The following is a 26,078-nucleotide window of genomic DNA, read 5'->3' as shown; positions in this document are numbered from 1 at the left end:
GACGACGATGAGCACGGTCGACCACACCCATCCCGACACCGGACGACCGTTCGGCGACGCCGTGGTCTATCGGCGTGGGCCGACCGTCGCGGCCGACGGCGGTGAGAGCGAACGAAGTGAGCACGAACCTCGTCGGAGCGCGGAGCGGTCCGACGGCGGTGAGAGAACCAACGGTTCTCGAACGACGGAAGACGGAACGTCTTCCGGAAGTGAGCGCGACGGACACGAGGAGACCACAGACGCGGAGACGGACGCAAACGCCGATGCCGACGAGCCGGTCGACGGGGAGCGGATGAAGGACATCGACCACGAACCGCCCACGCAGGCCGAGCCCAATCGGGTGTTCGAGCGTGGCACCGAAGGCCGCGACGACGCCCGATGAGCGAGCGCACGCTCTACGACAAGGTCTGGGACGAACACACCGTCACCGAACTGCCCACGGGCCAGACACAGCTGTTCGTGGGCCTCCACCTCATCCACGAGGTGACGAGCCCGCAGGCGTTCGGCATGCTCGGCGAGCGCGACATGGAGGTCGCCTATCCCGACCTGACCCACGCGACGGTGGACCACATCGTGCCGACCGCGGACCAGTCGCGGCCGTTCGCCGACGACGCCGCCGAAGAGATGATGAGCGAACTGGAGGCGAACGTCCGTGACTCCGGAATCGAGTTCGACGATCCCAGCAGCGGCGACCAGGGCATCGTCCACGTCATCGGCCCGGAGCAGGGACTCACCGAGCCCGGGGCGACGATCGTCTGTGGCGATTCGCACACCTCGACGCACGGAGCCTTCGGCGCGCTCGCGTTCGGTATCGGTACCTCGCAGATCCGCGACGTGCTCGCCACCCAGACGGTGGCGATGGAGAAGAAGAAGGTCCGGAAGATCGAGGTCACGGGCGAGCTCGATAGTCATGTGGGCGCGAAGGACGTCATCCTCACCATCATCCGGAAGCTCGGCGTCGACGGCGGCGTCGGCTACGTCTACGAGTACGCTGGCGAGGCGATCGAGTCGCTCGACATGGAGGGACGGATGAGCATCTGCAACATGTCGATCGAGGGCGGCGCGCGAGCGGGCTACGTCAACCCCGACGAGACCACCTACGAGTGGCTTCGCGAGACGGATGCCTTCCGTGACGACCCCGAGAAGTTCGAGGCGCACAAGGAGTACTGGGAGTCGATCACGTCGGACGCGGACGCCGAGTACGACGACGTCGTCACGATCGACGGCGACGAGATCGAACCCGTCGTGACGTGGGGGACGACGCCGGGCCAAGGGATCGGCGTGACCGAAGCGATCCCCGAACCCGACGCGCTCCCGGCGGACAAACAGGAGACCGCACGGGGCTCTCAGGAGCACATGCGCGTCGAGCCCGGAGAAACGATGCAGGGCTACGACATCGACGTGGCGTTTCTGGGTTCGTGTACGAACGCCCGACTGCCCGATCTCCGGGCCGCCGCCGACGTCGTCGACGGGCGGGAAGTCGATGCGAGCGTTCGCGCGATGGTCGTCCCGGGCAGCCAGCGCGTCAAGGAGGCCGCCGAGGCGGAGGGGCTCGACGAAATCTTCACCGAGGCAGGCTTCGAGTGGCGCGGTGCGGGCTGTTCGATGTGTCTCGGGATGAACGAGGATCAACTGGAAGGCGATCAAGCCTGTGCCTCCTCGTCGAACCGGAACTTCGTCGGGCGGCAGGGCTCGAAAGAGGGTAGAACTGTGCTGATGAGTCCGGTGATGGTCGCCGCGGCGGCAGTGACAGGAAAGGTCACCGACGTGCGCGAGCTGCCGGAGGTGGCGGTCCAATGACCGAGGAGGTCGTCGAGACCGTCGAGCGCGTCGCCGGTACCGGGATCCCGGTTCGCGGCAACGACATCGACACCGATCAGGTGATCCCGGCGCGGTTCATGAAGGTGATCACCTTCGACGGGCTCGGCGAGTTCGCCTTCTTCGACCAGCGGTTCGACGACGAGGACAACGAGAAGGACCATCCGATGAACGAGGAGCGGTTCCGTGACGCCTCGGTGATGGTCGTCAACGCCAACTTCGGCTGTGGCTCCTCGCGCGAGCACGCGCCCCAGGCACTCATGCGCTGGGGGATCGACGCACTCATCGGCGAGAGCTTCGCCGAGATCTTCGCCGGAAACTGTCTCGCGCTCGGGATCCCGACCGTGACCGCCGATCACGAGACCGTCTCCGAAATTCAGGCATGGACCGAGTCGAACCCCGATGACGACATCGAGATCGACGTGGCCGACGAGACGGTGCGCTACGGCGATCACGAGGCCACCGTCACCGTCGACGAAGCCCAGCGCCGGGCGCTCGTCGACGGCGTCTGGGACACGACTGCATTGATGCAATCGAATTCGGGTGCGGTCGAAGAGACGGCCGCCGGACTCCCCTATCTCGATGACTGAGGAGATCGCGGTGATCCCGGGCGACGGGATCGGCCAGGAGGTCGTCCCGGTCGCGGTGTCGGTGCTCGACGAGGTCGGCGAGTTCGCGTTCACCGAGTACGATGCCGGCGATCGAGTTCGGGAGGAAACTGGCGAGCCGCTGCCAGGAGAGACGAAACGAGCGGCCGAGACGAGCGACGCGACGTTGTTCGGTGCGGCCGGCGAGAGCGCGGCGGACGTGATCCTCCCGCTCCGGAGCGCGGTCGGCTCGTTCGCGAACGTCCGCCCGGCGCGGGCCTATCCGGGCATCGACGCACTCCATCCCGATGCCGACCTGGTGTTCGTCCGCGAGAACACCGAGGGCGTCTACGCGGGCATCGAGAGCGATCTCACCGACGAGGTGCGGACGCTGACCCGCGTGATCACCGAACCCGCCTCGCGACGGATCGCCGAGTTCGGGTTCGACTACGCCGCCGAGCACGACTACGACGTGACGGTGGCGCACAAGGCGAACGTGATGGCTCGGACCGACGGGCTGTTCGTCGAGACTGCCGGTCGGGTGGCCGAGGAGAAGGCGGCCGACCACGAGACCCAGCTGATGGACGCGTTGGCGACCGATCTCGTGATGAACCCGGCTGACTACGGCGTCGTGATCTGTCCCAACCTCGCGGGCGACGTGCTCTCGGATCTGGCGGCCGGGCTCGTCGGCGGACTCGGACTGCTGCCGAGCGCGAACATCGGCCCCGAGCGCGCGCTGTTCGAACCAGTCCACGGGAGCGCGCCGGACATCGCCGGCGAGGGGATCGCCAACCCGGTCGCGACGGTGCTGAGCGCCGCGATGTGCTGTGAGTTCTTGGGGAGAGCCAACGAGGCCGAACGGATCCGGACGGCGGTGATGGAGGTTCTCGCCGACGGCCCGCACACGCCGGATCTCGGTGGCGAGGCGACCACCGAGGAGATCGAGAGTGGATTGCTAGCACGGCTCTGACCGCCGAGGTTAAGCCGTTCGCGCTCGCACGACGAATCAATGCCCGAGATAGCACTCGACGAGGAGACGATCGATCGCCTCGACAGACTCCGCGTCGACGAGGAATCCTACGACGAGATCGTCTCCGAACTGATCAACATCTACGAGACCGAGGAACGGACGCTCTTTCGCGGCGGCAGCCCCTAGTCGCGCGCGGCAGCGCGGATCTCGTCCCATTTGCCCTGTTCTTCGAGATGGGTCTGTAACTGCTCGGCATAGCGATCGGCGAGACGCTCGGCCGCCGCGAGCTGTTCGTCGTGATCGTCGTCACCGCCGCCGAACAGTCCGCCGAGCGAGTCGAGAATGCCACCGCCCGAATCGTCGCTCGCGGCCATCGGGTTCCGCGCATCGATGTCGTCGAGCTCGTCCATCACGTGCGGGAGTTTCTCCGTGTCGGCGACGAGTGCGGCCGACTCGTCGCTCGGATTTTCGATATCGAACTCGACGGCCGTCATGATGAGGCCCCATTGCTGGCGGCTGAACTGTGAACTCTCGACCGTATCGGTGAACTCTTGATCGACGGTCATCCGGTCGCCGACGATGCGATCCTCCCATGGGCGCGTGCTCATGAGTGCGATTGCGCGAGCGATGGTATCAGGCTTTCCGCGCCACGGCAGATCGCAATGGGCTGCTACTGTGCCTGCTCGACGGCGTCAAGCGCGTCGGGGTTCTCGATGGAGTCCATATCGCCGAGCTCCTCGCCCCGGTAGACCGACGCGATGGCGCGGCGGATGATCTTCCCCGACTGGGTCTTCGGGAACTCGTCGACGAACAGCACCTCGCGGGGTTTGAACGGCTTGCCGAGCTCCGCGCCGACCTGCTCGCGCAGTTCCTCGCGCAGTCCGTCCGACGGCTCCGCATGATCTTCGAGAACGACGTAGGCGACCACCGCCGTCCCGGTCGTGTCGTCGGGGACGCCGACCGCGGCGGCCTGATTGGCGTCGTCGTGGTCGATGACGGCGGCCTCGACCTCGGCGGGCCCGACTTTCCGGCCGGCGACGTTGAGCGCGTCGTCGGCGCGGCCGTGGAGGAACCAGAGCCCGTCCTCGTCCTTCTGGGCCCAGTCGCCGTGGTTCCAGAGCGGTGGATCCTCGAAGGTCGACCAGTATTCGTCGAGATAGCGGTCGTCGCCGCTCCAGAGCGATTTCGTCATCGAGGGACACGAATCACGCGCGACGAGATAGCCGCGTTCGTTTTCGTCGGCGACGCTCTCGCCTTCCTCGTTCACGATGTCGATGTTCATGCCGATCCCGGGCCCGCCGAGCGTACAGGGTTTGAGCGGCTGAATCGGCATCGGCATCAAGAAACAGCCACAGATCTCCGTGCCGCCGGAGATGTTGATGATCGGCGTCTCGCCGTTGCCGACGTTCTCGTAGAACCAGTTCCAGGATTCGGGATCCCAGGGCTCGCCGGTCGAGCCGAGCAGTCTGAGACTGGAGAGATCGTGCCCGTCGATCCAGTCGTCGCCCTGCTTGCGCAGCGCGCGGATGGCCGTCGGCGAGATGCCGAACTGCGTGACGTCGTGGTCGTCGATCATCCGCCAGAACCGATCGGGTTCGGGGTGATCGGGTGCGCCCTCGTACATCACCACCGTCCCGCCGAAGGCGTGGTTGCCGATCAGCGTCCACGGCCCCATCATCCAGCCGATATCCGACACCCAGAAGAAGCGGTCATCGTCCTGCTGGTCGAAGCCGAAGTGGATCTCCTTCGCGCACTGCATGAGGATGCCCGCGTGCGTGTGGACGATCCCCTTCGGGGTCCCCGTCGTTCCCGAGGAGTAGAGCAGTATCGACTCCTGTGAGGCGTCGAGTTCCTTGGTGTCGTACTCGGCGGACTGACTCGCGACCGCTTCGTCCCACGTCTCGTCGCGCGCGTCGTCCCACGGCGCTTCCCCGCTGTCATCCGGCATGCGTCCGAGTCGATCGAAGACGACGGTGTGCTCGACGTGGCCCGCCGCGTCGATGGCGTCGTCGGCCGCCTCCTTCAGATGGACCTCGCTACCGCGACGATAGAACCCATCGCCGGTGAACAACACCGTGGGTTCGGCGTCCGCGATCCGTGTGGCGGTCGCGTCGACGCCGAAGCCCGAGAAGATCGGGACGGCGATCGCACCGACCTTGAAACAGCCGTACAGGATCGCGATCACCTCGGGTACCATCGGCATGTACAGCCCGACGGTGTCGCCGGTCTCGATGCCGCGCTCCTCCAGGGCGTTCGCGACGCGATTCGCCTGTGCGTGCAACTCGCCGAAACTGATCTCGCGGACCTCACCCGGTTCGCCCTCCCAGAGGCACGCCGTCTTCTCGCGCGTATCACCCTCGGCGTACCGGTCGAGCGTGTTGTGGGCGACGTTTATTTTCCCGCCGGGATACCACTCCGAGAACTGTGGCCCGTCGGAATCGTCGCGGACGCGGTCGTAGTCCTCGTCGAACTCGATGTCGAGGTAGTCGACGAGTTCGTCCCAGAACCAGTCGATGCCCGACTGCTCGACGCCGTCGACCTCGTTGCAGGTCCGCGCGATCAGCTCGTCGTAGTCGTCGATGTCGTACTCCTGCATGAACGCCCGGACGTTCGTCGATTCGACGAACTCCTCGGACGGTTCGTGGACGATCTCGTCGGTGCCGGGAGCGGCTGTCATCGTGGTGTGGCTATTTCTGCGGATTCCACAAGAATCTTTGCGCCCTGTTTCTCGAAATCGGAGATCCCGTACACCATCCGATTCTCTTCCTAAGCGACCCTTTTTGTATCCGCCGCGGCTATCGCCCGTATGTACGTCCGGAACGCGAGAAACCGTGAGGAGGTCTGGCTTCTGGACCATATCGAGGCGATGAGTCTCGACGCCGCCGCCTTCCGCTCGCGCGATTACGTCATCGCCATCGACGAATCCGGGAACGAGAAGGTCGGCTTCGGTCGGATACGCATCCATCGTGCCGACGAACGCGTCTGCGAACTCACCGGGATCGGCGTCCTTGAGGGCTGGCGCGGCCAGGGCGTCGGTGCACACGTCATCGAGCGCCTCGTCGACCGCGCGAGCGACGAGGGGTTCGACACGGTCTATTCGCTCACCGATCAGCCCCGCTATCTCGATCGGTTCGGCTTCGACCGGATCGACCGCGAGGAACTCCCCGCGAAGCTCGAAACGCGACTCGACGAGAAACGCGACGGCAGCGTCCCCGACGCCGTCCCGCTCGCGCTCGCCACCGACGCGTTCTCGATGCCCGAAACCCTGCGTGAACGGTTCAAACACGCCAGCTCCGTGGGGGAAGGCGACGGTGAACCCGAGGAAACGCCCGAGAACTTCGGTATCGACAGCGAGAACGCGACCTACAAGTACGACACGGGGTAGGCCGTCAAAGGTTAAGGGCGTTCGACGCGCAGCGAAGTCATGTTCGATGCTGACGATCTCGCCGACATCCGCTCGGCGAAGGAGGAATGGGAGGACGACACCCTCGGGCCGACGCTCGATCGCTTCGGCGAACGCAAGGAGAGCTTTACTACCGACACCGACGGCCACGAAGTCGACCGCCTCTACACGCCCGACGACGTCGGCGAGCGCGAGTACGACGACGAGTTCGGCTTTCCCGGCGAGGAGCCCTATACCCGGGGGGTGTATCCGACGATGTACCGCGGTCGCCTCTGGACGATGCGCCAGTACGCGGGCATGGGCACCGCAGAGGAGACCAACGAGCGCTACCGCTATCTCATCGACGAGGGCCAGACGGGGCTCTCGATGGCGTTCGATCTCCCCACACAGATGGGCTACGACTCCGACGACGGGATGGCTGCCGGCGAGGTCGGGAAGTCGGGCGTCGCGATCGACTCGATCCACGACATGGAGACGGTCTTCGATGGCATCTCGCTCGACGACGTCTCGACGAGCATGACGATCAACGCGCCGGCGTCGATCCTGCTGGCGATGTACATCGCCGTCGGCGACCGCCAGGGCGTCGATCGCGAGAATCTCAGGGGGACGATCCAGAACGACGTGCTGAAGGAGTACGTCGCGCGCAACACCTACATCTACCCGCCAGAGCCTTCGATGCGAATTATCACCGACATCTTCGAGTTCTGTGCGGCGGAGGTGCCGAACTTCAACACGATCTCGATCTCGGGCTATCACATCCGCGAAGCCGGCGCGTCGGCGGCCCAGGAGATCGCCTTCACGCTCGGCGACGGCATCGAGTACGTCGAGCGCGCGCTCGATGCCGGCCTCGCGGTCGACGAGTTCGCCCCGCAGCTCTCCTTTTTCTTCGCCTCGTACAACAACATCTTCGAGGAGGCCGCCAAGTTCCGAGCTGCCCGCCGGATGTGGGCGAAGATCATGGACGAGCGCTTCGACGCCGACGATCCGGACTCGAAGAAGCTCAAGTTCCATACACAAACTGCTGGCTCGACGCTGACCGCCCAGCAGATCGACAACAACATCGTCAGGGTCGCCTACCAGGCGCTCGCCGGCGTTCTCGGCGGCACCCAGAGCCTCCACACGAACGGGAAGGACGAGGCACTCGCCCTCCCCACCGAGGAGAGCGTCCGCACGGCGCTGCGCACCCAGCAGATCCTCGCGCACGAGTCGGGCGCGGCCGACACGATCGACCCGCTCGCGGGCAGCTACTACGTCGAGAACCTCACCGACGAGCTGGAACAGGAAGCGTTCGACATCCTCGATTCGGTCGACGATCGGGGCGGGATGCTCCAGGCGATCGAGGATCAGTGGGTCCAGCGCGAGGTCCAGGACGTCGCCTTCGAGCGCCAGCGCGAGATCGACGAGGGTGAGCGCGTCATCGTCGGCGTCAACGAGTACGAGGTCGACGAGGAGCCGGAAGTCGATATCGAGGAAGTCACGGAAGAAGACCAGCAGCGCCAGCGCGAGCGCCTCCAGGACGTCAAGGACGAGCGCGACGACGGACCGGTCGAGGACGCGCTCGCGGCGCTGCACGACGCGGCCGAGGGCGACGACAACCTGATGCCGTACATCGTCGACGCGGTGAAAGCCGAGGCCACGACCGGCGAGATCGCCGACGCGATGCGCGATGTCTTCGGCGAGCACCAAGGCGGGGCCGCGCTGTGAACTTCGATCACGCCGGCATCGCCACCGACGACGCCGACGGGCTCGCCGAACTGTACGCCGACCTGTTCGACACGCCGGTCGTCCACGAGGAGCGCTTCGACGGGATGGCCGTTCGCTTTCTCGACTGCGGCGAGAGCTACTTCGAGTTGCTCGAACCCCGCGAGGAGGGTACCATCGCGCGCTATCTCGACCGGAACGGACCGGGCATCCACCACTTCGCGCTCGCGACCGACGACATCGCAGAGGCGCTCGACCGGATGGACGACCGAGGCGTCGAACTCATCGACGAGGAGCCACGACCGGGCGCGTGGGGTCACGACGTCGCCTTCCTCCATCCGAAGTCGACTGGTGGTATACTCGTCGAGATGGTCGAACACTAATCGCCAGCGAGCGCGTCGAAGATCCGTTCCTCGTTTTCGTCGATGGTCGAGAGATGGCCCTGCTCGGGGTAGATGTGAGCCTCGGCGGTCGGGATCGATTCGGTGTAGTGGATAGCCATCGACAGCGAAACGATCCGGTCGGCCTTGCCGTACCACAGCGAGGTCGGCACGTCGATCGCTCCGGGATCGAACCCCCAGTCGCGAGCGGGTACAGCGAGATCGGTGACGAGCGGGCCGGAGCCATTGTGTGCCGTCGCTTCCAGACCGCTTTCGAGCAACACCCGTCCCATCTCGCCGCGCCAGCGCTCGCCGTCCACGTCGGCGGTCTCGTCTGCCTGTGCGGCGAGGTACTCCTCGGGATCGCGTCGGGCTGCTCGGCCATCGGCCCACAGCGAGAGCGTCGCCAGCGGTCGGGCGTGTTCGGCCAGCAGAAAGGGAAGGCGATCGCCGAAACCGACCGATTCGAGCGGTGCGAGCCCACAGACGATGGCCGCACGATCGACGCGTGGGAGTGTCGCCGCGCAGGCGGCCGCGTAGGGAGCACCGCCGGAGACACCCAGCACTGGGAACGAATCGAGTCCAAGGGTATCGGCGAGATCGGCCACGTCGGCGGGCCAGTCGGCGACCGTTCGCTCGGGCAGTGGATCCGAGAGCCCGAGACCGGGACGCTCGGGAGTGATGATCCGCAGCCCGCGCTCGCGGCCGATCCGATCGAACAGCGCGCCGAACACCCGTGAGTTCGGGAAGCCGTGGCAGACGATCACCGGATCACCGGCCGGGTCGCCACAGTCGGCGTAGCCGAGCACTCGCCCGTCGCGGCAGTCGATGGTGTATGGAGTCTTCCGGATTTCGCGTGCCACGTCGAGCATCGTCCGTTCGACGGCGTCGATCTGTTCGTCAGTGCGACGCCCCGTGGAAAGACGATCGACGAGAGTGGCGAGCGGGCTCTGCATGATCTCACGTCGTACGAGCAACAGTTAATCGTTGTTCCCGAATTCATCCGGCGGGTCGGCGAACCACTGTGCTTCGAGAATTTCTTCGTCCCCTGCGGCGGATGCCAAGCCCTCACCGCGGGCGACGAACGCCACCGTGAGCATCTGATAGGACCGCTGCTCGTCGCGGTGTTCGATGGTCTTGATCCGTGCCGAGCGGATGTCCATTATCGTACAGCGAACGGCGGTTTCCTCTCGAACTTCGCGGATCGCCGTCGCTACGAGCGAACCGTCTCCTGCTTCGTACCCACCGCCCGGTGTCGTCCACGTCTCGGGTGCAGCAGGATGGCGAACGAGCAGTGTTCGATCCCGTCGATCACGGACGAGTGCTCCAGCATCGGCGAGCATCCCCGTTCGCCGGACGTGATCGAGACCATGCTCGTAGAAACCGGGATCGTTCTCGACGGCCGTCTCTGTGACGTCGAACGCACCGAAGCGCTCGTGCAGTCGATCGAGTTCGGTGTCGACCACCCGACGGGCGTCGTCCTCGGTCGTCATCCGACTGTTTTGCCGTGGCCAGTTGCTTGGCGGTCGGTTCAGTTCTCGGCGGGCGCTTCCATCGTCTTCGTGTCGAGGATGATCGTGTTGTCGGTGTCGACCACGCCATCGACCTTGCCCGTGATGGCGAGGCTCGATTTCGGTGTCGGGCCGACGGTGACGGTATCACCCTCGTGGAAATCCCGAACGGAGCCCTGGATGTGGATCTCCGCGCGACATTTCTCGGGGTGGTGGACGCTGTGGAGCTCGATCTCCTGTACGTTGGCGCTCTCGACCATATCGCCGTTGTGACTGAGCGGGACGGATTCGGGCTCGTCCATCTCCTGAATGTCGAGCGCGCTGTAGGCGTTGGCCGTGGGCTTGTAGCCGCCCTTCGGCCCCGGGACGCCCTCGACGAGCTGGAGTGCTTTCAGACTCTGCATCTGGTTGCGGATGGTGCCCGGGTTCCGGTCGACCATGTCGGCGATGGCCTCGCCCTTGACCGCGCTCTCGCTCTCGCGATAGAGGTCGACGAGTTCCTGCAGGATCTTCTTCTGGCTATCGGTGAGTTCGATAGATGACATATCGTGTTATTCGTCACAGCGCACCTTAAACCCGACGGCTGCCGCTTCCCAGCCCGGACGAGCCGATCGAATCCACCGCGATGAACGCATTCGCCTTCCGATACAAACTTGACCTCCCGCACACGCAGTTGACGCATGGATGGACATCGCGTACTCGTCACCGGCGGGGCGGGCTTTATCGGCTCGAACCTCGCGAACCACCTCGCGGCGGACAACGACGTCGTCGCCCTCGACGACGGCTATCTCGGCACGCCCGAGAACCTCGACTCAGATGTGGAGTACGTCGAAGCGAGCGTTCTCGACGACGACCTCCCGACCGACGTCGACGTCGTCTTCCACCTCGCGGCGCTCTCGTCGGGCCCGATGCACGAGGACGACCCCCAGAAGGGCGCTCGGGTCAACGTCGAGGGGTTCGTCAACACCGTCGAGCAGGCGCGCAGCGACGGCTGCGAACGGGTCGTCTACGCCTCGACCTCGTCGATCTACGGCGACCGAACCGAACCGTCGCCCGAGGAGATGGACGTGAAAGCCCGCACCGGCTACGAGGCCTCGAAGCTCGCCCGCGAGCGCTACGGTGAATACTTCGCCCACTACTACGACATGGACATGGCCGGCCTCCGCTTCTTCTCGGTCTATCAGGGCTACGGCGGGGCCGAAGAGCACAAAGGCGAGTTCGCCAACCTCATCGCGCAGTTCGCCGACGACATCGCCAACGGCGAGTCGCCGGTGATCTACGGCGACGGCACACAGACGCGCGATTTCACCCACGTCGACGACATCGTTCGCGGGCTCGAACGCGCCGCCGAGGAGCGCCTCACCGGGATCTACAATCTCGGTACGGGCGAGAGCCACACCATCAACACGCTCGTCGAACGCCTCACCGACGAACTCGACTCAGAGATCGAACCGGAGTACGTCGAGAACCCGATCCCCGAGCACGCCTACGTCCACGACACGATGGCCGACACCACGAAGATGACGGAGGCAACCGGTTGGGAGCCCGCGATCGACTTCGAGGAAGGACTCCGGCGCGTCTGCGAACAGTATCAGTAGCCGATACAGCGACTTTTATATCGGCCCCTCGCAGCCCCCACCATGACGATCCGGACTATCGGCGTCCCGATGGATCTCGGTGCCGACCGGCGCGGTGTCGACATGGGTCCGTCGGCGATACGCTACGCGGGACTGTCGGCAACGCTCGACGAGATCGACCGCTCGACGATCGACAGGGGCGACCTCACGGTGCCACACGCCGAGGAGCGAGACCCCGAGCGGGCGGCGACGAACGCCAAATATCTCCCCGAGGTCGAGGGGATCTGTACGCGACTCGCCGACGAGGTCGACGATACACTCGCCGACGGCGCACTCCCGCTCGTCCTCGGCGGCGATCACTCGATCGCCATCGGCACGCTCGCCGGGGCCGCCCGCGAAGCGGAAATCGGCGCGGTCTGGTTCGACGCCCACAGCGACATCAACACGCCTGCGACAACCCCCTCGGGCAACGTCCACGGCATGCCGCTGGCGGCCGCGCTCGGTTTCGGCGATTTCAGCGATATGCCGTGGGCAACATCTCCGACGCTCTCCGAGGAGAACGTCGCGCTCGTCGGCCTGCGCAGCGTCGACGAGCCCGAACGCGAGCGCATCCGCGACAGCGACGTGACCGCCTACACGATGTCCGATATCGACGAGCGCGGCGTCGTCGACGTCACCGAGGAAGCGCTCACGGTCGCCACCGACGGCGTCGATGGCATCCACGTGAGCCTCGACATGGACTGGCTCGACCCCTCACACGCACCCGGCGTGGGCACCCCCGTCAGAGGCGGCGTCACCTACCGCGAAGCCCACTCGGCGATGGAACTGGTCGCCGACCACGACGACGCGCTGCGCTCGCTCGAAGTCGTCGAAGTGAACCCGATCCTGGACTCGCACAACGAGACCGCCGAGCTCGCCACCGAACTCGCCGCGAGCGCGCTCGGCAAGCGCGTGCTGTAGCACGCTCACCGCAACCGCCACCCCACTCACTGCGACCGCTACTCACCGGGATCGCCGTCACCGTTAACCACCTGGCGACGAATCCATACGCATGAGCACGGCAGAGACCGCCGACGCGACACCCGAAATCGAGGTCTCGGAAACCGCCGCCGAGCAGGCGCTCGACCTCCTCGACGGCGAAGGGATGGATACCGATATCGCCGGCCTCCGCCTGTTCGTCCAACAGGGTGGCTGCGCCGGTCTCTCCTACGGAATGCGCTTCGACACCGAACCCGAACCCGACGACGAAGTGTACGAACACCACGAGCTCCGCGTGTTCGTCGACCCCGCGAGCATGAACTACATCGGCGGCAGCCAGCTCGACTTCGAAGGCGGCCTCCAGGGTGCCGGCTTCCACGTCGAAAACCCGAACGTCGTCAGCGAGTGCGGCTGCGGGGAGTCCTTCCGCACGTAAATCGCTTTTTCGCTCCTCGGATTCGCCTCCGGCGAACCACTCTCCTGAGCCGACTCGTTTCACTCGTCGAGACACCAGGCCCGCACCGCACAGCCGCCGCTGGTGACACGATGAGAACAGAACGAATCGAAAGCAGCAGTCGAGTTAGAACAGTGCCGCAGCCGCGTCGACCGCCGGATCGGCGACGAAGTTGAACGCCGGGATCAGCAGCACCGTGACGACTGCGGCGGCGATGACGGCAGTGTAGAGACCGAGCGGGTAGCCCTCGATCGTGCGATCGCCGTTCGACTCCTCGAACCACATCGCGCGCACCACGCGCAGATAGTAGTACAGCGAGAGCACGCTGTTGACGATCGCGATGGCCGCGAGCCACCAGAAGCCCGCGCCGACAGCCGCGCCGAACAGGAAGTACTTCGAGAGGAACCCGCCGCCGAGCGGGATGCCGGCGAGGCTCAGCATGAACACCGACATCGCGGCACAGGCGATCGGTGCCTGCGAACCGAGTCCGTTGTAGTCGGCGAACGTCCGGCCGATGTCCCAGTGTTCGGCGAGCGCGATGAACAGGAAGGCCCCGGTGTTCATGAACCCGTAGACCAGCAGGTGGGTCATACTCATGCCCAACACGAGCGCGTCCTGCCCGCCACCGAGGGCGGCCAGTCCGATGAGCACGTAGCCCGCCTGGCCGACCGAGGAGTACGCGAGCATCCGCTTGACGTTGTCCTGTGTCGCGGCGGCGAAGTTACCGAGCGTCATCGTGACGATCGCGAGCACCTGGAAGGCGAGCACCCAGTCGACGCTGGAGACGATGTCGAGCCCGAACGCGACGGTGAAGACGCGGAAGGCGACGACGAACCCGGCGGCCTTCGACGCCGAGGAGAGGAACGCTGAGATCGGTCCCGGAGCGCCCTCGTAGGCCTCCGGTGCCCAGAAGTGGAACGGCACACTCGCGGTCTTGAACGCGAACCCGCCGAGCACCATCAGCACGCCGATGCCGAGCATACCCGTGAGACCGCTGTTCTGGATGTTCGCGGCGATCGTCTCGAACGACAGCCCGCCGGTGACGCCGTAGATGAGGCTGATGCCGTAGAGCAGGATCGCCGACGACAGCGCGCCGACGAGGAGATATTTCAGACTGGCCTCGACGCTACCACGATTGTCCTTCAGGAACGCGACGAGCGCGTAGGAGGGCAGCGAAAGCAGCTCGAAACTCACGAAGACGAGCGCGAGACTGCCGGCAGAGGCCATCATCGCCATCCCGGTCGTCGCGAGCATCACGAGCGCGTAGTATTCGGCCTGTTCGGTCTCACCGGCGAGGTAGTCGTAGCTCGCGAGCGTGACGAGCGCCGCGACGCTCGTGAAGATGATCGTGAAGAACAGGCTCATCCCGTCGACGACGATCTGGCCGCCGTAGATGGCGACGCCACCGTTCGTGCCCGTCCCGGTGACGAGCAGTCCGACCGCCGCCGCGAGCGCCGCCAGCGTCCCCACGAGCGTCGTGCCCGCAAGCAGGTTTCGGTTCTTCGAGCGCGGACTGATGCTGTCGATGATCAGCAGTGCGATCGCCGTCAGCCCGAGCAGGATGGCCGGTGCGGCCGCCGTCCAATCGGGGAGGGGTGCCATCTACAGCCCACCTCCCAGCATCGGCCCGACCGCATCGGTGATCATGTCGAAGAAGATGTTCGGCGCGGTGCCGAGCACGATGACGAGTACGACCAGCACCGCCAGCGGCACGATGTCGTGGACGGCCGCCCGCCCGACCGTGTAGTCGGTTTCGAGGCGGTACTCGCCGAACAGCGTCCGCTGCATCGCGTAGAGGAAGTAGCCCGCGACGATGACGATGCCGAACATCGCGACCGCCGTGAACACCATCGAGCCGGCGAAGTCGGCGGCGAACGAGCCCTGGAAGATGAAGTACTCACCCATGAAGCCGGCCATGAACGGCAGCCCCATGTAGCCGAACGATCCGGCGACGAACATCCCGGTGGTGACGGGCATGCGATCGGCGAGCCCGGACATGTCCCCGACCATCCGCGTGTGCGTCGTGTTGTAGATGACGCCGACGCAGGCGAACAGCAGGCCCGAGAGCAGGCCGTGTGAGAGCATCTGGAAGGTCGCCCCGCCGAGGCCGTACTCGGTGTAGGCGACCAGCCCCAGGATGACGAAGCCCATCGACGAGATCGACGAGTAGGCGACGATCCGTTTCAGGTCCTGCTGGGCGAGCGCCAACATCGCACCGTAGATGACCGAGACGACCGCCAGCAGCGCGATGAACGGGGCGAAATCGGCCGCGACGTCCGGCAGCATCGTGAAGTTGAATCGCAGCAGTGCGTAGGTGCCCATCTTCAGGAGTGCGCCAGCCAGCATCACCGAAGCTGGCGTCGGGGCCTCGACGTGAGCGTCGGGCAGCCACGTGTGGACCGGCACGATCGGCACCTTGACCGCGAAGCCGGCGAACATGGCGACGAAGGCCACGCTCTTGATCGTCCCCGGCGCGATACCCGCGAGCGAGCCGAGCTCGCCGGCGCGGATCGCCTGTGTGATCGCCGGCATGTCGAGGGTCGACACCGAGTCACCGAGCCCGAACACGAGCGCCATGAATCCGAGGAACATCACCAGCGTCGCGAGGTTGGTGTAGACGAAGAACTTCACGGCGGCGTACTTGCGCCGCGGGCCGCCCCAGACGCCGATGAGCATGTACATCGGGACCAGCACGACCTCCCAGAAGACGAGCCACGCGAAGAAGTCGAGCGCGACGAACACGCCGAGCAGGCCCGCTTCGAGCAGCAGCATGAGTCCGTAGAACTGCGAGCGCCGCTCGTCGATCGGCGTCCACGCCGTCAGGATCGCGAGCGTCGTCAGCACCGTGGCGAGAACGACCAGCGGCATGCTGATACCGTCGACGCCGACGTGCCAGTTGATGGCGTACGGACCCAGTGATATCCACTGAACCATCGTCTCGTAGGCGAGCTGTCCGCCTTCGAGGAAGGCGTTGCCCGAGCCGTCGAAGCCGAACCACATGACGAAACTCGTCACGAGCGGGAACAGGCTCGCGGTGAGCGCGCCGACCGGCGCGTACTCGTCGGGCAGGACGAACACCACGACCGCACCGATGAGACAGAACGCGAGCAGGAGTTCGATGATCATTCAGAACCACCCCCCGAGCAGGCCGAAGACCACCAGCAGCGCGACCAGCCCGAGCGAGAGCAGCGCCGCGTAGTTGGTGACGACCCCAGTTTGAACGCGCTTGATGCGACTGCCCGAGAACAGGCTCACGCTCGAAACGCCGTTGACGACGCCGTCGATGACTCCTTGGTCGAACGTATCGGCCGCACGCGCGACCCGCGTGGTCGCGTCCGCCAGCCAGACTTGATACTCGTCTTGGTAGTAGTTGCTCATGAGTAGCGTTTTGATGCTGCCGAGTCGGTCGGTGTGTGGCTCCGGCGAGCCACCGCTGTAAAGCGTGTACGCCAGTCCCGCACCGGCAAGTGCGAGCCCCAGCGAGACCACGGCGGGGAGCAGCGGCGAGAGCTCGGCCGCCTGATAGCCCGCGACGTCGTGGAGCAGTTCACCGTAGTGTTCGGAGGTGACGCCCGTGATACCGTGTTCGAGCCACTTGTGGAGGAACTCGATGTTCGCCCCCGTGAGCTCGGCCACCGGCACCATGTTGATGAAGCCGGCGACGACCGCAAGCACACCCAGCACGGCCAGCGGAAGCTTGACGTTCCAGCCGACGCCGTGGGGGTTTCTGGCGGTGTCGCTGCGTGGCTCGCCGTGGAAGGTCAGGAGGACCATCCGGAAGGTGTAGAACCCGGTGAAGAGCACGGCGAGCAGCCCCATCGCGTACGCGCCGAGCAGGAGCGGGTCGTTGAGCCCGTGGACGAGCGCCTCGTAGAGCACCTCGTCCTTCGACCAGAAGCCCGCAAACGGGAAGATGCCCGCGAGCGCGAGCGAGCCGGCGAGGAAGGTGTAGTAGGTGACGGGCATCCGATCCTTTAGCCCGCCCATATCCCACATGTCCTCGTTGTGGTGCATGGCGATGATGACCGACCCCGCACCGAGGAACAGCAGCGCCTTGAAGAAGGCGTGGGTCATCAGGTGGAAGGTCGCGGCGACGTAGCCGCCGACGCCGAGCCCGAGCATCATGTAACCGTACTGGCTGATCGTCGAGTAGGCGAGCACCTGCTTGATCTCGCGTTTGACGACCGCCATCGTCGCGGCGAACAGCGCGGTGAACCCGCCGATGAACGCGATGATCGCGAGCACGGTGGGGAGGAGCGCGTAGAAGCCGTACATACGTGCGACGAGATAGACACCGGCGGCGACCATCGTCGCGGCGTGGATGAGCGCCGACACGGGCGTCGGGCCCTCCATCGCGTCGGGCAGCCACGTGTGCAGCGGGAACTGGGCGGATTTACCGATGACGCCGCCGAGCACGAGCAGCCCGAGGATCGCGAACCAGGTCTGCGGCTCGAAGCCGAAGGTGTTGACCGCGCCCGCGTTGCCGGCGAGCGCCTCCTCGGCGAGCGTGACGAAGCTCTCCGAGCCGGCGAACGTCGCCGTCGAGAACGTGACGAAGATCCCGACGACGCCGACGAGGAAGAAGTAGTCGCCGAAACGAGTGACCAGGAAGGCCTTCTTCGCGGCGCTCGGCGGTGCGTCGTCACGGAACCAGAAGCCGATGAGCAGCCACGAGCAGAGGCCGACCATCTCGAAGAACATGAACGCCATGAACAGGTTGTCGGCCAGGACGAAGCCGAGCATGCTCGCGGTGAACAGCCCGAGTCCGGCGTAGTAGCGCGGCAGGCCGGTCTCGCCCTCGTCGTTCATATAGCCGAGGCTGAAAATGTGGACGAGGAAGGCCACGAGCGAGACGATGACGAGCATGAGAGCTGCAAGCGGATCGACGAGAATCCCGAGATGGAGATCGAACGCTTCCGGTGAGACGAACGTGTAGAGTTCTTCGTTGTAGGTTTCGCCGCCGGCCACCGTGAACGCCATCCAGATCGAGAGCACGAGCGAGCCACCGGTGGCGAGGATGCCCGCGAACGCGCCGCGTTTGGGCATGTACTTGCCCGCGAAGAGCGCGATAACGAACGAGGCGAAGGGCAGGAGCGCGATCGCCGGCGCGTAGTCGAATGCCACCATCGTTACCACCTCATTGTCGCTGCTTCAGTCACGTCCACGCCGCGGAAATTGCGGTAGAGGACGAGGACGATGCCGATGCCGACCGCGACTTCCGCCGCGGCGAGTGCGATCGTGAACAAACTGAACACCTGTCCGGTGAGATTCCCGTGCTGGAACGAAAAGGCAACGAAGTTGATGTTGGCGGCGGTGAGCATGATCTCGACGCTCATCAGGAAGACGAGCGCGTTGCGGCGGGTGAGGATGCCGAACAGACCGACGCAGAACAGCCCTGCCGACAGGAGAAGATAGTACTGGACGGGGACCATCAGCGACCGTCCTCCTCGACGTCACGGCCACCATCGGCCCTGGCAGCGGTCTCGGTGTCGGTTTCGGATTCGTCGTCGGCGTCGTGGTCGGGCGAGACGAACCGCAGCGCACCGGCGATATGACCGTTTTCTTCAGTTTTCGCGAGCATCACCGCGGCCGCGAGCGCCGCCACGAGCGCCAGATCGATGATCTCGAAGGCGATCAGAAAGCCCTCGCTGGGATACGCGCCGCCGTCGAGACTGAACAGCGCGTAGCCGATCGACGCCGTCACCGAGCCGCCGCCGGGAAAGCCCGCGGGGGCGTCGAACGAACTCGTCAGGAAGACGGCGGCGAAGACGACGAACAGCGCAACCGCGATGAGCCCGGGGAGGAGATGGCTGCCGAGCCGCAGGCGCGGACGGGTGGTCACGACACTGCCTCCTTCGGATCGTCAACCCGTGTCAGCATGACGGCGAAGGTGATGAGGATGAGCACCCCGCCGACGTAGACGAGTATCTGCATCGCGGCGAGGAACTCGGCACTCATCATCACGTAGTGGATGGCGACGCTCAACAGCGTCACCCCGAGCATGAGCGCCGAGTGCCAGACGTCCTCCATGAGGACGACGCCGAAAGCACCCGCGATGGTGACGAGCGCGAACAGCGCAAACGCGGCCGTCTCGTACGGTAATGCTGCCATTGTGCCACCTCATATGGGATAGTGTTTGAAGGTTTCGAGACCCGCCCGTTAGCGGACGACGCCCGTACCGGCTGCAGCCGCTGGCTCCGGTCCAAACAGGCCCGAACGCTCGGCAACGAACATGATCGTTACTCGGACGCCGATCGATCGCGAACCCGGACGCTCTCGGCGTGAGCCTCCAGCCCCTCGGCCTCGGCGAGCGTCGTCACCGTGTCGCCGAGCGCATCGAGCGCATCCGACGAGAGCCGCTGGACCGTCGTCGATCGGAGGAACGTCTCGACCGACAGCCCGCCCGTGGTGCGCGCGTGGCCCTCGGTCGGCAGTACGTGATTCGGTCCAGCGGCATAATCGCCCGCTGCCACCGGACTGTACGGACCGAGGAAAACGCTGCCCGCATTGCTGATCCGATCGAGCAGCGCTTCGTCGTCGGCAGCCTGAATCGAGAGGTGCTCGGCGGCGTACTCCTCACAGAAGAGGACCGCCTCGGGCATCGAGCGGGCGACGAACACGCCGCTGGCGTCGTTGTCGAGCGCCTCGCGGATGGTTTCCTCGCGCTCGCGTCCCTCGGCCTGTCGATCGACGGCCGTGACGATGTTCTCGGCGAGTTCCTCGTCGTCGGTGATGGCGACGACCGACGCCGCGGGGTCGTGCTCGGCCTGCGCGACGAGGTCGGCCGCGACGAATTGCGGATCGGCCGAGTCGTCGGCGAGCACGCAGATCTCGCTCGGCCCCGCGAGGAAGTCGATGGCGCAGTCGTTCCTGACGGCGGCTTTGGCGGCCGTCACCCACCGGTTGCCGGGGCCGACGATCTTCTCGACCGGCGAGACCGTCTCGGTGCCGTAGGCGAGCGCGGCGATCGCCTGTGCACCCCCGACCTGGTGGATCGCATCCGCGCCGGCGACGTGCAGCGCCGCGAGCGTCGCGGGGCTGAGCTCGTCGGCCGGCGGCGTCGCGACCGCCACCTGCTCGACACCGGCGACGGTGGCCGGAACGACCGTCATCAGCGCGCTGGAGGGGTAGGCCGCCCCGCCGCCGGGGACGTACGCACCGACGCGCTCGATCGGTCGGTAGCGCCGTCCGAGCTCGCGACCGTCGAAATCCTCCCGCCAGTCGTCGGGCAGTTGGCGCTCGTGGAACTCCTCGATGTTGTCGGCGGCGGTCTCGATGGCCTCTCTGAGATCGTCGTCGATCTCGTCGTAAGCGCGCTCGGCGGTGTCGGTCACGTCGATCGTGCCGACGGTCGTGTCGTCGAACTCCTCGGCGTACTCACGCAGCGCCACGTCGCCCTCTTCGCGCACGCGCTCGACGATGTCGGCGACATCGCCGGCGATCGCGTCGATGCCGGCATCACGATGGAACAGCGCCCGCCGCCGGTCGGGCGGGAGATCCGCAACGGTGGTGACGTCCATGCGAGCGACTCGGGGGCCGGTGCGAAAACGGTTTGTGGTCTCTCAGTCCTCGATCTCGACGAGACGGAGTTTCGACAGCATAGCTCGCACGAGGAGATAGCAGACCAGCCCGAATCCAAGCAGGGTCGTCGGTGCGGCGAGAACGCGCGCCGTGCGGTAGGGCAGGACGAGCCGCGAGAAACCGAGGAGCAGGAAACTCACCAGGATCAGCCCGAAGGCGAGAAGCGAGAGTTTCACGAAACCGTTGCGATCCATGTACCCGTGCTATGGGGGTTACGAACATAAATGCGCGACAGGGCCGGGCTACTCGGCTCACGGTCGTCACCCCGCCATCGTCGTACCGACTATCCGAAGTAGCCCAACGTGTCGAGGATCAGCGCGAAGACACCGCTGAGAACGGTGATGATGAGCACCCCGCCGGTGAGGAGAAAGCCGACCGAGCTCGGCAGCGTGAACTGGAACAGTGCGATGAACACACAGGTGACGCTCCCGACGGTGAGGAGGAACGATCCCATATTGGGGTTCCGGCCGGTCAGCGCCTCGACGTCCTCCGAGAACCGGTTCAGTTCGCCGCCACTGTCGGTGCCGTGGGAGGGTTCCGACTCGCTCATTGTGATTCCGGGGTCGACGGATCGGTTCCGTTGCGGTTCGCCTCGGCGGCGCTCTGGACCACCTGCAACAGATGCGAGACCCAGAGCCCGGCGGTGAACCCGAAGAGCGTCCCGACGGTCGTGATTCGAATCGACTCCTGGAGCGGTGCGAACGCGGCGAGGATGCACAGCGCGCCGAAGACGGCCATGAGGGCGTATTGAGCGCGCGTGTCCCGGTTCGCACGCCGTATTTCGTCGAGCATTTGCAAATGAACTGTCGGGTCGGACAGGGTTAAAACCTCCGTACACCCGATCAGTAGCGTACAGAGCGCCTCTGTCGCTCGATCCGCCAATCGGCAAACAGCCCACAGATATACCGATCTGTAGCTCGTCGATCGGGGGTTGTACGGTCGAATCCGTCGATCTGGCAGCACGAAAACGGGTTTTCAGTTGGCGTCTCATCCGTCAGCGTCACCGACTCGTTGAGGCTGCGCTCGTTGCACGGAGCGTGGGCTCGATCGAGTGGACTGTCGCCCGGAACACTAACGGCCGGCCTCATCGCGGGCGGTGTGCCGTCTCGGCCGGGAAACCCTATGCCGGGCGGGTCGTCGGCGACCATCCGCGGCCGGCGTGTGCCGGCCTCGCGTTCGGTTGCGCATGGCGCAACCCGTGTCGCCGGTCGACACCGGCTCCACGTTCGGTCGTGTATCACACGACCTGTGTCGCACGCCGGGGTTCGCCGCGCGTCATCGCGTCCGTGTGGACGTACTCGGGCGAGGACTACGGCGTGCGGTCGCGATACGGACCGCGAGTATAAACCGTCCGTGACTCAGACGGCGTACTCCGACTCGCGGAGCTGGACGTAGCCGTCGTTGCGGTAGCCGAACTTCGCCTTGCTGTATCGTGCGAGCACCGAGAGCCCGGCGCGACCGGAAAACGGCATCCGGAGTGCGCTGAGACGACCGTCGTCGAGCATCCGATCGACCGATCGGAAGGCGTCGTCCCAGTCGTCGGGCTCGAAGCCGGTAACGACGTCGGCCATCGAGACGTTCCGCAGGATCTCGTCGCCGACCGCGCGCTTCCACTCGCGGTTGTAGGCGTCGAGCGTGCCCGCGCCAGCCAGCGAGCCGGCGATCTTGCCGGTGCGCACGGCCACGTGGTCGCCACCCTCGTGGAAGGCCGAGGTCGCGCCCATCGCACCGCCGACGATGGCGACGTTCGCACCGGTCGGCGAGTCGATCGGGCGCGTCGAGGAGATCGGGTAGGTCTCGGTCCCGCCGCTCTTGCCCCGATCCTCGACCAGAGGGAAGTCGTCGAGATCGTAGTCGGGATACTCGGTAGCAAGCAGTCGCTCGACGTACGTTCTACCTGATGGGACGGTCTCGTCGTCGGGTTCGAGCAGTCGATAAGTCTCTGGATTTTGCACCTCGTCGATATCGAGCCCGATGGGCATCGTCAGGCCGACGCGCGCCACACAGCCGTCGTTCGGGAACACCCACGGGTAGGCCGTGTGGCCGGGCATCGATCCCCACCAGAATTTGAGGAGGTCCTCGTCGAACAGTTCGGGCGGGAACTCGCGGTACTCCTGATAGGCGATGTGGTTCGCGCGGTTCGAGGCGAGGTTTTGCAGTCGCTGCTCGGCGACGAACTCGCCGAGCACCCCGCGAGTGACCGTCCGCTGTGGCCCGTCGGCGAGGATCAGATAGTCGGTCTCGATCTCGGTGCCGTCGCGTAGCGTGAGCGTGTGGGTTCCGCGACGGCCGATGTCGACGTCCCTGATGCTCGTGCCGACACGATAGCCCGCGCCAGCGGTCTCGCAGCGCTCGCGTAGCCAGTCGTCGAAGCGCGCACGATGGAAGGTGAAGCCGAAATCGGGATACGAACTGCCCATACCGGTGTCCCGGATCGTGAGGCGTTCGGTGGGGCCGGCGAAGGTCGCCCCGTTCAGTTCGCGAAGGATCACGTCGTCGGGGATCGCTTCGGGAAGATCCATCAGATCGACCCAGTAGTCGAGCATCCCCGCGGCGTCGGTCGAGTCCGGCCCCAACCCTGCACGGTCCTCGCGTGGGACACCCTTCTCGAACACGACCGTCTCGGCACCCTGTCGGGCCGCCGCCTGCCCGGCCGAGCTGCCTGCCGGACCGCCACCGACGACCGCCACGTCAATCCGCTCCATACGGTTCCGGCCAGCGCCGCGAATAAAGGTCTCCCGCTCGGCGGTCGCCGCCAGACAGGGGAGCGCTCGACGGGTGAAGTTAATGACGGTGGCCGTCGAACAGCCGCCCATGATCCGATCGAGGGACGAGCGATGAGCGGCGACGGACCGGACGTTCTGGTGCGCCGAGAGGGCGTCCACGGCATCCCGACCAGCGAGTACGCGGCGGCGCTGCGCGAGCGCCTCCCGGAGTACGACATCCGGCTGGCACGCACGCCCGCCGAGGAGCGCGAACTCGTCACGAACGCACGCGTCGTCGCCGGCAAGACCGTCGACGAGGACCTGCTCGATCGCGCCGAGAACCTCGAACTGCTCGCCTGTTCGTTCGCGGGCTACGGCCATCTCCCGATGGACGCCATCGAGAGCCACGGGGTCAGCGTGACGACCGCCTCCGGCGTCCACGGGCCGAACATCGCGGAGGACGTGCTCGGCCACCTGCTCACGCTCACCCGCCGGCACCACGAGGGCTGGCGACGCCAGCAGAACCGGGAGTGGCGTGCCTACCCGACCCGCGAGTTCGCCGGCTCGACGGTCACGGTCGCGGGACTGGGCGCACTCGGCAGCGCCGTCGTCGAGCGACTCCAGGGATTCGACGTCGACACGATCGGGGTTCGCCACTCGCCCGAGAAGGGCGGTCCGACCGACGAAGTCGTGGGCCCCGATCGCCTCCACGAGGCGCTCGCCCGCACCGACCACCTCGTGCTCACGGTGCCGCTGACCGACGAGACCGAGGGGATGATCGCCGAGGCCGAGTTCACGACGCTGCCGCCCGATGCGACGATCGTCAACGTCGCGCGCGGGCCCGTCGTCGACACGGAGGCGCTCGTCTCGGCGGTGCGCTCCAACGACATCGGTGGGGCGGCCCTCGACGTGACCGATCCCGAACCGTTGCCCGAGGACCACCCGCTCTGGGGGTTCGAGAACGTGCTGATCACGCCGCACAACGCCGGCAACACGCCGGAATACTACGAGCGGCTCGCGGACATCCTCGCCGAAAACCTGCGACGAGTTGCCGACACCGGCGAATACGAGGGCCTGAAAAATCAGGTCGCGTAGTCGCTCAGACCCAGCCCTGTTCGACGAGCAGTTCGCCGTTCAGAACGCTCGCGCCGGCCGCGCCGCGCAGGGTGTTGTGGGCGAGACAGTTGTACTGCACACCAGTGGAGGTCTCACGGAGGCCACCGGCCGCGACGCCCATCCCGTCGCCGACCATCCGGTCGAGACGGGGCTGGGGACGGTCCGGCTCCTCGAAGACCTCGATGAACTGGTCGGGCGAGCTGTGCAGATCGAGTGATGGGGCCTCGCGCATGGCCGTCGCGGCGTCTTCGGCGGTGATCCCCTCGCTGGTTTCCGCCCAGACGTTTTCGAGATGGCCGTCGAGCGTCGGCACGCGGTTGCAGGAGGCGGCGACGTCGGCGTCGTGGTGGTCGAGTTTCGCGCCGTCGAAGTTTCCGAGGAGTTTGCGCGATTCGGTCTCGATTTTCTCCTCCTCGCCGCCGATGTGGGGCAGGACGTTGTCGATGATCTCCATCGAGGTCACGCCCGAGTAGCCGCCACCCGAGACCGCCTGAAGCGTGGCGACGTGGGCGGTCTCCAAGCCGAACGTGTCGAGCGCCGCGAGCGTCGGCACCGCGGTGATCGTCGAGCAGTTCGGGTTCTTCACGAGCGCGCCGTCCCAGCCACGCTCGTCGCGCTGGACTTCGAGCAGATCGAGGTGGTCGTGGTTGAGCTCGGGGATCGTCAGCGGAACATCACTATCCATCCGCGCGTTCGACGAGTTCGACGAGACGACGTAGCCCGCCTCGCAGAGGTCGGGTTCGACGCGCTCGCCGACCGACGAGGGCAGCGACGAGAACAGCAGGTCGATGTCGTCGGGGATCGCGTCGGGAGCGGTCTCGCGGACGTCGAGCTCGGCGACGTCGTCGGGGATCGGGGTTTCGATGCGCCACTTCGCGGCATCGTGGTAGGAACGGCCCGCGCTGTCGTCGCTCGCCGTGAGACAGGCGATTTCGAACTCGGGATGGGGATCGAGCAGTTGGATCAGTCGCTGTCCGACGGCACCGGTCGCACCGAGAACGCCAACGTGTGTCATTGCTCGGCGTAGGACAATGCCGATGAAAACTGTTCTGGTCGACGCAACGTCCGATTCAGGCGACTGCGCCCTGCTGTTTTCGCGAGACGTAGCCCGCGATGCGATTGCGAACGCCCTTCGATTCGACGTTCGTCAGCGCGGTGACGCTCTCCTTGTTGTGTTCGAAGTCCGTCGAGAACGCTTCCGGATACTGTTCGAGCAGGAGATTGCCCGTCTTCTTGATGTAGGCCGGTTTGATCGCCATACCATCTCTTTTTCGCCCGGCCTATAAACGACGCGCTC

At 65.8% G+C, this 26,078-nt stretch carries 30 protein-coding genes; 12 read left to right on the top strand and 18 right to left on the bottom strand.

Annotation, left to right across the window (positions count from 1 at the left end; translation table 11 throughout):
• The first annotated feature begins 7 nt into the window (after positions 1 to 7).
• Genes NO363_RS03965 through NO363_RS03945 form a run of 5 tightly spaced genes read left to right on the top strand, consistent with a single transcriptional unit; the run spans position 8 to position 3,561 of the window.
• The gene (locus tag NO363_RS03965; protein WP_256687042.1) at positions 8 to 382 is read left to right on the top strand and encodes a DUF7989 family protein; all 375 of its coding nucleotides are present in this window, start codon (positions 8 to 10) and stop codon (positions 380 to 382) included.
• Positions 379 to 1,800, top strand: coding sequence for a 3-isopropylmalate dehydratase large subunit (gene leuC, locus NO363_RS03960; RefSeq protein ID WP_256687041.1), 1,422 nt, complete (start codon positions 379 to 381; stop codon positions 1,798 to 1,800). Before NO363_RS03965 ends, leuC begins: the two co-directional genes overlap by 4 nt.
• The gene (gene leuD, locus NO363_RS03955; protein WP_256687039.1) at positions 1,797 to 2,408 is read left to right on the top strand and encodes a 3-isopropylmalate dehydratase small subunit; all 612 of its coding nucleotides are present in this window, start codon (positions 1,797 to 1,799) and stop codon (positions 2,406 to 2,408) included. The genes leuC and leuD overlap by 4 nt, the downstream gene beginning before the upstream one ends.
• Complete coding sequence (locus NO363_RS03950; RefSeq protein WP_256687036.1) at positions 2,401 to 3,375, top strand: isocitrate/isopropylmalate dehydrogenase family protein; 975 nt, start codon at positions 2,401 to 2,403, stop codon at positions 3,373 to 3,375. Before leuD ends, NO363_RS03950 begins: the two co-directional genes overlap by 8 nt.
• 39 nt (positions 3,376 to 3,414) lie before the next feature.
• Positions 3,415 to 3,561 (top strand): DUF7557 family protein, encoded by a 147-nt coding sequence (locus tag NO363_RS03945; RefSeq protein WP_007742638.1) that lies wholly within the window; start codon positions 3,415 to 3,417, stop codon positions 3,559 to 3,561.
• On the opposite strand, the gene NO363_RS03940 is transcribed toward NO363_RS03945, so the two are convergent.
• Positions 3,558 to 3,983, bottom strand: a complete 426-nt coding sequence (locus NO363_RS03940; RefSeq protein ID WP_256687033.1) for a DUF5799 family protein — start codon at positions 3,981 to 3,983, stop codon at positions 3,558 to 3,560. The two genes, NO363_RS03945 and NO363_RS03940, sit on opposite strands and share 4 nt — an antisense overlap.
• 62 nt (positions 3,984 to 4,045) lie before the next feature.
• A complete protein-coding gene (locus NO363_RS03935; protein ID WP_256687032.1) occupies positions 4,046 to 6,052 on the bottom strand; it encodes an AMP-binding protein in 2,007 nt (668 codons plus the stop codon).
• Positions 6,053 to 6,181: 129 nt separating this feature from the next.
• Here NO363_RS03935 and NO363_RS03930 point away from each other — a divergent pair, with 129 nt between their 5' ends.
• The 3 genes from NO363_RS03930 to mce are packed head-to-tail and all read left to right on the top strand — an operon-like array spanning position 6,182 to position 8,862.
• A complete protein-coding gene (locus NO363_RS03930) occupies positions 6,182 to 6,760 on the top strand; it encodes a GNAT family N-acetyltransferase (protein ID WP_256687031.1) in 579 nt (192 codons plus the stop codon).
• Positions 6,761 to 6,799: 39 nt separating this feature from the next.
• The gene (locus tag NO363_RS03925; RefSeq protein ID WP_256687029.1) at positions 6,800 to 8,482 is read left to right on the top strand and encodes an acyl-CoA mutase large subunit family protein; all 1,683 of its coding nucleotides are present in this window, start codon (positions 6,800 to 6,802) and stop codon (positions 8,480 to 8,482) included.
• Positions 8,479 to 8,862: a methylmalonyl-CoA epimerase gene (mce, locus tag NO363_RS03920; protein ID WP_256687027.1), complete on the top strand. Its 384-nt coding sequence runs from the start codon at positions 8,479 to 8,481 to the stop codon at positions 8,860 to 8,862. Before NO363_RS03925 ends, mce begins: the two co-directional genes overlap by 4 nt.
• Here the strand turns inward: mce and NO363_RS03915 are convergent.
• Genes NO363_RS03915 through NO363_RS03905 form a run of 3 tightly spaced genes read right to left on the bottom strand, consistent with a single transcriptional unit; the run spans position 8,859 to position 10,915 of the window.
• Positions 8,859 to 9,815, bottom strand: a complete 957-nt coding sequence (locus tag NO363_RS03915; RefSeq protein ID WP_256687025.1) for an alpha/beta fold hydrolase — start codon at positions 9,813 to 9,815, stop codon at positions 8,859 to 8,861. The two genes, mce and NO363_RS03915, sit on opposite strands and share 4 nt — an antisense overlap.
• 24 nt (positions 9,816 to 9,839) lie before the next feature.
• A complete protein-coding gene (locus NO363_RS03910) occupies positions 9,840 to 10,352 on the bottom strand; it encodes an NUDIX hydrolase (RefSeq protein ID WP_256687024.1) in 513 nt (170 codons plus the stop codon).
• A gap of 38 nt (positions 10,353 to 10,390) precedes the next feature.
• Positions 10,391 to 10,915 carry an Rrf2 family transcriptional regulator gene (locus NO363_RS03905; protein ID WP_256687023.1) on the bottom strand — a complete coding sequence of 175 codons (525 nt, stop codon included), beginning with the start codon at positions 10,913 to 10,915 and terminating at the stop codon, positions 10,391 to 10,393.
• Between the two features lie 135 nt (positions 10,916 to 11,050).
• On the opposite strand from NO363_RS03905, the gene NO363_RS03900 reads away from it, so the two are divergent.
• The 3 genes from NO363_RS03900 to NO363_RS03890 all read left to right on the top strand — a co-directional run bounded on the left by NO363_RS03900 (position 11,051) and on the right by NO363_RS03890 (position 13,361).
• Positions 11,051 to 11,968 (top strand): NAD-dependent epimerase/dehydratase family protein, encoded by a 918-nt coding sequence (locus tag NO363_RS03900; RefSeq protein ID WP_256687022.1) that lies wholly within the window; start codon positions 11,051 to 11,053, stop codon positions 11,966 to 11,968.
• Between the two features lie 42 nt (positions 11,969 to 12,010).
• A complete protein-coding gene (gene rocF / locus NO363_RS03895; RefSeq protein ID WP_256687020.1) occupies positions 12,011 to 12,907 on the top strand; it encodes an arginase in 897 nt (298 codons plus the stop codon).
• 91 nt (positions 12,908 to 12,998) lie between these two features.
• The gene (locus NO363_RS03890; RefSeq protein WP_256687019.1) at positions 12,999 to 13,361 is read left to right on the top strand and encodes a HesB/IscA family protein; all 363 of its coding nucleotides are present in this window, start codon (positions 12,999 to 13,001) and stop codon (positions 13,359 to 13,361) included.
• 144 nt (positions 13,362 to 13,505) lie between these two features.
• On the opposite strand, the gene NO363_RS03885 is transcribed toward NO363_RS03890, so the two are convergent.
• From NO363_RS03885 to NO363_RS03835, 11 genes are all read right to left on the bottom strand, one after another.
• On the bottom strand, positions 13,506 to 14,981 hold the full coding sequence (locus tag NO363_RS03885; RefSeq protein WP_256687017.1) for an NADH-quinone oxidoreductase subunit N: 1,476 nt from the start codon (positions 14,979 to 14,981) through the stop codon (positions 13,506 to 13,508).
• Entirely contained in the window at positions 14,982 to 16,505 is a 1,524-nt protein-coding gene (locus NO363_RS03880) for a complex I subunit 4 family protein (protein ID WP_004054765.1), read from the bottom strand.
• The gene (gene nuoL, locus NO363_RS03875; RefSeq protein ID WP_256687015.1) at positions 16,506 to 18,506 is read right to left on the bottom strand and encodes an NADH-quinone oxidoreductase subunit L; all 2,001 of its coding nucleotides are present in this window, start codon (positions 18,504 to 18,506) and stop codon (positions 16,506 to 16,508) included.
• Between the two features lie 2 nt (positions 18,507 to 18,508).
• Positions 18,509 to 18,811, bottom strand: a complete 303-nt coding sequence (nuoK, locus tag NO363_RS03870; RefSeq protein ID WP_004054770.1) for an NADH-quinone oxidoreductase subunit NuoK — start codon at positions 18,809 to 18,811, stop codon at positions 18,509 to 18,511.
• Positions 18,811 to 19,221, bottom strand: a complete 411-nt coding sequence (locus NO363_RS03865; protein WP_256687013.1) for an NADH-quinone oxidoreductase subunit J — start codon at positions 19,219 to 19,221, stop codon at positions 18,811 to 18,813. Before NO363_RS03865 ends, nuoK begins: the two co-directional genes overlap by 1 nt.
• Positions 19,218 to 19,490, bottom strand: a complete 273-nt coding sequence (locus NO363_RS03860) for an NADH-quinone oxidoreductase subunit J (protein WP_004054773.1) — start codon at positions 19,488 to 19,490, stop codon at positions 19,218 to 19,220. The genes NO363_RS03865 and NO363_RS03860 overlap by 4 nt, the downstream gene beginning before the upstream one ends.
• A gap of 128 nt (positions 19,491 to 19,618) precedes the next feature.
• Positions 19,619 to 20,899: a histidinol dehydrogenase gene (hisD, locus tag NO363_RS03855; RefSeq protein ID WP_256687010.1), complete on the bottom strand. Its 1,281-nt coding sequence runs from the start codon at positions 20,897 to 20,899 to the stop codon at positions 19,619 to 19,621.
• A gap of 42 nt (positions 20,900 to 20,941) precedes the next feature.
• On the bottom strand, positions 20,942 to 21,154 hold the full coding sequence (locus NO363_RS03850; protein ID WP_256687008.1) for a hypothetical protein: 213 nt from the start codon (positions 21,152 to 21,154) through the stop codon (positions 20,942 to 20,944).
• An 89-nt stretch (positions 21,155 to 21,243) separates the two neighbouring features.
• Positions 21,244 to 21,510 carry a hypothetical protein gene (locus NO363_RS03845; protein WP_256687006.1) on the bottom strand — a complete coding sequence of 89 codons (267 nt, stop codon included), beginning with the start codon at positions 21,508 to 21,510 and terminating at the stop codon, positions 21,244 to 21,246.
• A complete protein-coding gene (locus NO363_RS03840; RefSeq protein WP_256687004.1) occupies positions 21,507 to 21,752 on the bottom strand; it encodes a hypothetical protein in 246 nt (81 codons plus the stop codon). Before NO363_RS03840 ends, NO363_RS03845 begins: the two co-directional genes overlap by 4 nt.
• Positions 21,753 to 22,318: 566 nt before the next feature.
• Positions 22,319 to 23,665 carry an NAD(P)/FAD-dependent oxidoreductase gene (locus NO363_RS03835; protein ID WP_256687002.1) on the bottom strand — a complete coding sequence of 449 codons (1,347 nt, stop codon included), beginning with the start codon at positions 23,663 to 23,665 and terminating at the stop codon, positions 22,319 to 22,321.
• Between the two features lie 132 nt (positions 23,666 to 23,797).
• Between NO363_RS03835 and NO363_RS03830 the strand changes: the two genes are divergently transcribed.
• On the top strand, positions 23,798 to 24,760 hold the full coding sequence (locus NO363_RS03830) for a D-2-hydroxyacid dehydrogenase (protein WP_256687001.1): 963 nt from the start codon (positions 23,798 to 23,800) through the stop codon (positions 24,758 to 24,760).
• 4 nt (positions 24,761 to 24,764) lie between these two features.
• On the opposite strand, the gene asd is transcribed toward NO363_RS03830, so the two are convergent.
• Both asd and NO363_RS03820 read right to left on the bottom strand, forming a co-directional pair.
• On the bottom strand, positions 24,765 to 25,796 hold the full coding sequence (asd, locus tag NO363_RS03825) for an aspartate-semialdehyde dehydrogenase (protein ID WP_256687000.1): 1,032 nt from the start codon (positions 25,794 to 25,796) through the stop codon (positions 24,765 to 24,767).
• Positions 25,797 to 25,851: 55 nt separating this feature from the next.
• A complete protein-coding gene (locus tag NO363_RS03820) occupies positions 25,852 to 26,040 on the bottom strand; it encodes a 30S ribosomal protein S17e (RefSeq protein WP_007742596.1) in 189 nt (62 codons plus the stop codon).
• Between the last annotated feature and the right edge of the window lie 38 nt (positions 26,041 to 26,078).

Origin of the sequence: Halococcus qingdaonensis (genome assembly GCF_024508235.1) — an archaeon.
Lineage (GTDB): Archaea > Halobacteriota > Halobacteria > Halobacteriales > Halococcaceae > Halococcus > Halococcus qingdaonensis.
This window is presented reverse-complemented; position numbering and strand designations above follow the sequence as displayed.

Excerpts from the sequence above, each read along its gene's own strand:
- NO363_RS03965 (WP_256687042.1), top strand. The coding sequence starts at position 8 with ATGAGCACGGTCGACCACACCCATCCCGACACCGGACGACCGTTCGGC.
- leuC (WP_256687041.1), top strand. The coding sequence starts at position 379 with ATGAGCGAGCGCACGCTCTACGACAAGGTCTGGGACGAACACACCGTC.
- leuD (WP_256687039.1), top strand. The coding sequence starts at position 1,797 with ATGACCGAGGAGGTCGTCGAGACCGTCGAGCGCGTCGCCGGTACCGGG.
- NO363_RS03950 (WP_256687036.1), top strand. The coding sequence starts at position 2,401 with ATGACTGAGGAGATCGCGGTGATCCCGGGCGACGGGATCGGCCAGGAG.
- NO363_RS03945 (WP_007742638.1), top strand. The coding sequence starts at position 3,415 with ATGCCCGAGATAGCACTCGACGAGGAGACGATCGATCGCCTCGACAGA.
- NO363_RS03940 (WP_256687033.1), bottom strand. The coding sequence starts at position 3,983 with ATGAGCACGCGCCCATGGGAGGATCGCATCGTCGGCGACCGGATGACC.
- NO363_RS03935 (WP_256687032.1), bottom strand. The coding sequence starts at position 6,052 with ATGACAGCCGCTCCCGGCACCGACGAGATCGTCCACGAACCGTCCGAG.
- NO363_RS03930 (WP_256687031.1), top strand. The coding sequence starts at position 6,182 with ATGTACGTCCGGAACGCGAGAAACCGTGAGGAGGTCTGGCTTCTGGAC.
- NO363_RS03925 (WP_256687029.1), top strand. The coding sequence starts at position 6,800 with ATGTTCGATGCTGACGATCTCGCCGACATCCGCTCGGCGAAGGAGGAA.
- NO363_RS03915 (WP_256687025.1), bottom strand. The coding sequence starts at position 9,815 with ATGCAGAGCCCGCTCGCCACTCTCGTCGATCGTCTTTCCACGGGGCGT.
- NO363_RS03910 (WP_256687024.1), bottom strand. The coding sequence starts at position 10,352 with ATGACGACCGAGGACGACGCCCGTCGGGTGGTCGACACCGAACTCGAT.
- NO363_RS03905 (WP_256687023.1), bottom strand. The coding sequence starts at position 10,915 with ATGTCATCTATCGAACTCACCGATAGCCAGAAGAAGATCCTGCAGGAA.
- NO363_RS03900 (WP_256687022.1), top strand. The coding sequence starts at position 11,051 with ATGGATGGACATCGCGTACTCGTCACCGGCGGGGCGGGCTTTATCGGC.
- rocF (WP_256687020.1), top strand. The coding sequence starts at position 12,011 with ATGACGATCCGGACTATCGGCGTCCCGATGGATCTCGGTGCCGACCGG.
- NO363_RS03890 (WP_256687019.1), top strand. The coding sequence starts at position 12,999 with ATGAGCACGGCAGAGACCGCCGACGCGACACCCGAAATCGAGGTCTCG.
- NO363_RS03885 (WP_256687017.1), bottom strand. The coding sequence starts at position 14,981 with ATGGCACCCCTCCCCGATTGGACGGCGGCCGCACCGGCCATCCTGCTC.
- NO363_RS03880 (WP_004054765.1), bottom strand. The coding sequence starts at position 16,505 with ATGATCATCGAACTCCTGCTCGCGTTCTGTCTCATCGGTGCGGTCGTG.
- nuoL (WP_256687015.1), bottom strand. The coding sequence starts at position 18,506 with ATGGTGGCATTCGACTACGCGCCGGCGATCGCGCTCCTGCCCTTCGCC.
- nuoK (WP_004054770.1), bottom strand. The coding sequence starts at position 18,811 with ATGGTCCCCGTCCAGTACTATCTTCTCCTGTCGGCAGGGCTGTTCTGC.
- NO363_RS03860 (WP_004054773.1), bottom strand. The coding sequence starts at position 19,490 with ATGGCAGCATTACCGTACGAGACGGCCGCGTTTGCGCTGTTCGCGCTC.
- hisD (WP_256687010.1), bottom strand. The coding sequence starts at position 20,899 with ATGGACGTCACCACCGTTGCGGATCTCCCGCCCGACCGGCGGCGGGCG.
- NO363_RS03850 (WP_256687008.1), bottom strand. The coding sequence starts at position 21,154 with ATGGATCGCAACGGTTTCGTGAAACTCTCGCTTCTCGCCTTCGGGCTG.
- NO363_RS03845 (WP_256687006.1), bottom strand. The coding sequence starts at position 21,510 with ATGAGCGAGTCGGAACCCTCCCACGGCACCGACAGTGGCGGCGAACTG.
- NO363_RS03840 (WP_256687004.1), bottom strand. The coding sequence starts at position 21,752 with ATGCTCGACGAAATACGGCGTGCGAACCGGGACACGCGCGCTCAATAC.
- NO363_RS03835 (WP_256687002.1), bottom strand. The coding sequence starts at position 23,665 with ATGGAGCGGATTGACGTGGCGGTCGTCGGTGGCGGTCCGGCAGGCAGC.
- NO363_RS03830 (WP_256687001.1), top strand. The coding sequence starts at position 23,798 with ATGAGCGGCGACGGACCGGACGTTCTGGTGCGCCGAGAGGGCGTCCAC.
- asd (WP_256687000.1), bottom strand. The coding sequence starts at position 25,796 with ATGACACACGTTGGCGTTCTCGGTGCGACCGGTGCCGTCGGACAGCGA.
- NO363_RS03820 (WP_007742596.1), bottom strand. The coding sequence starts at position 26,040 with ATGGCGATCAAACCGGCCTACATCAAGAAGACGGGCAATCTCCTGCTC.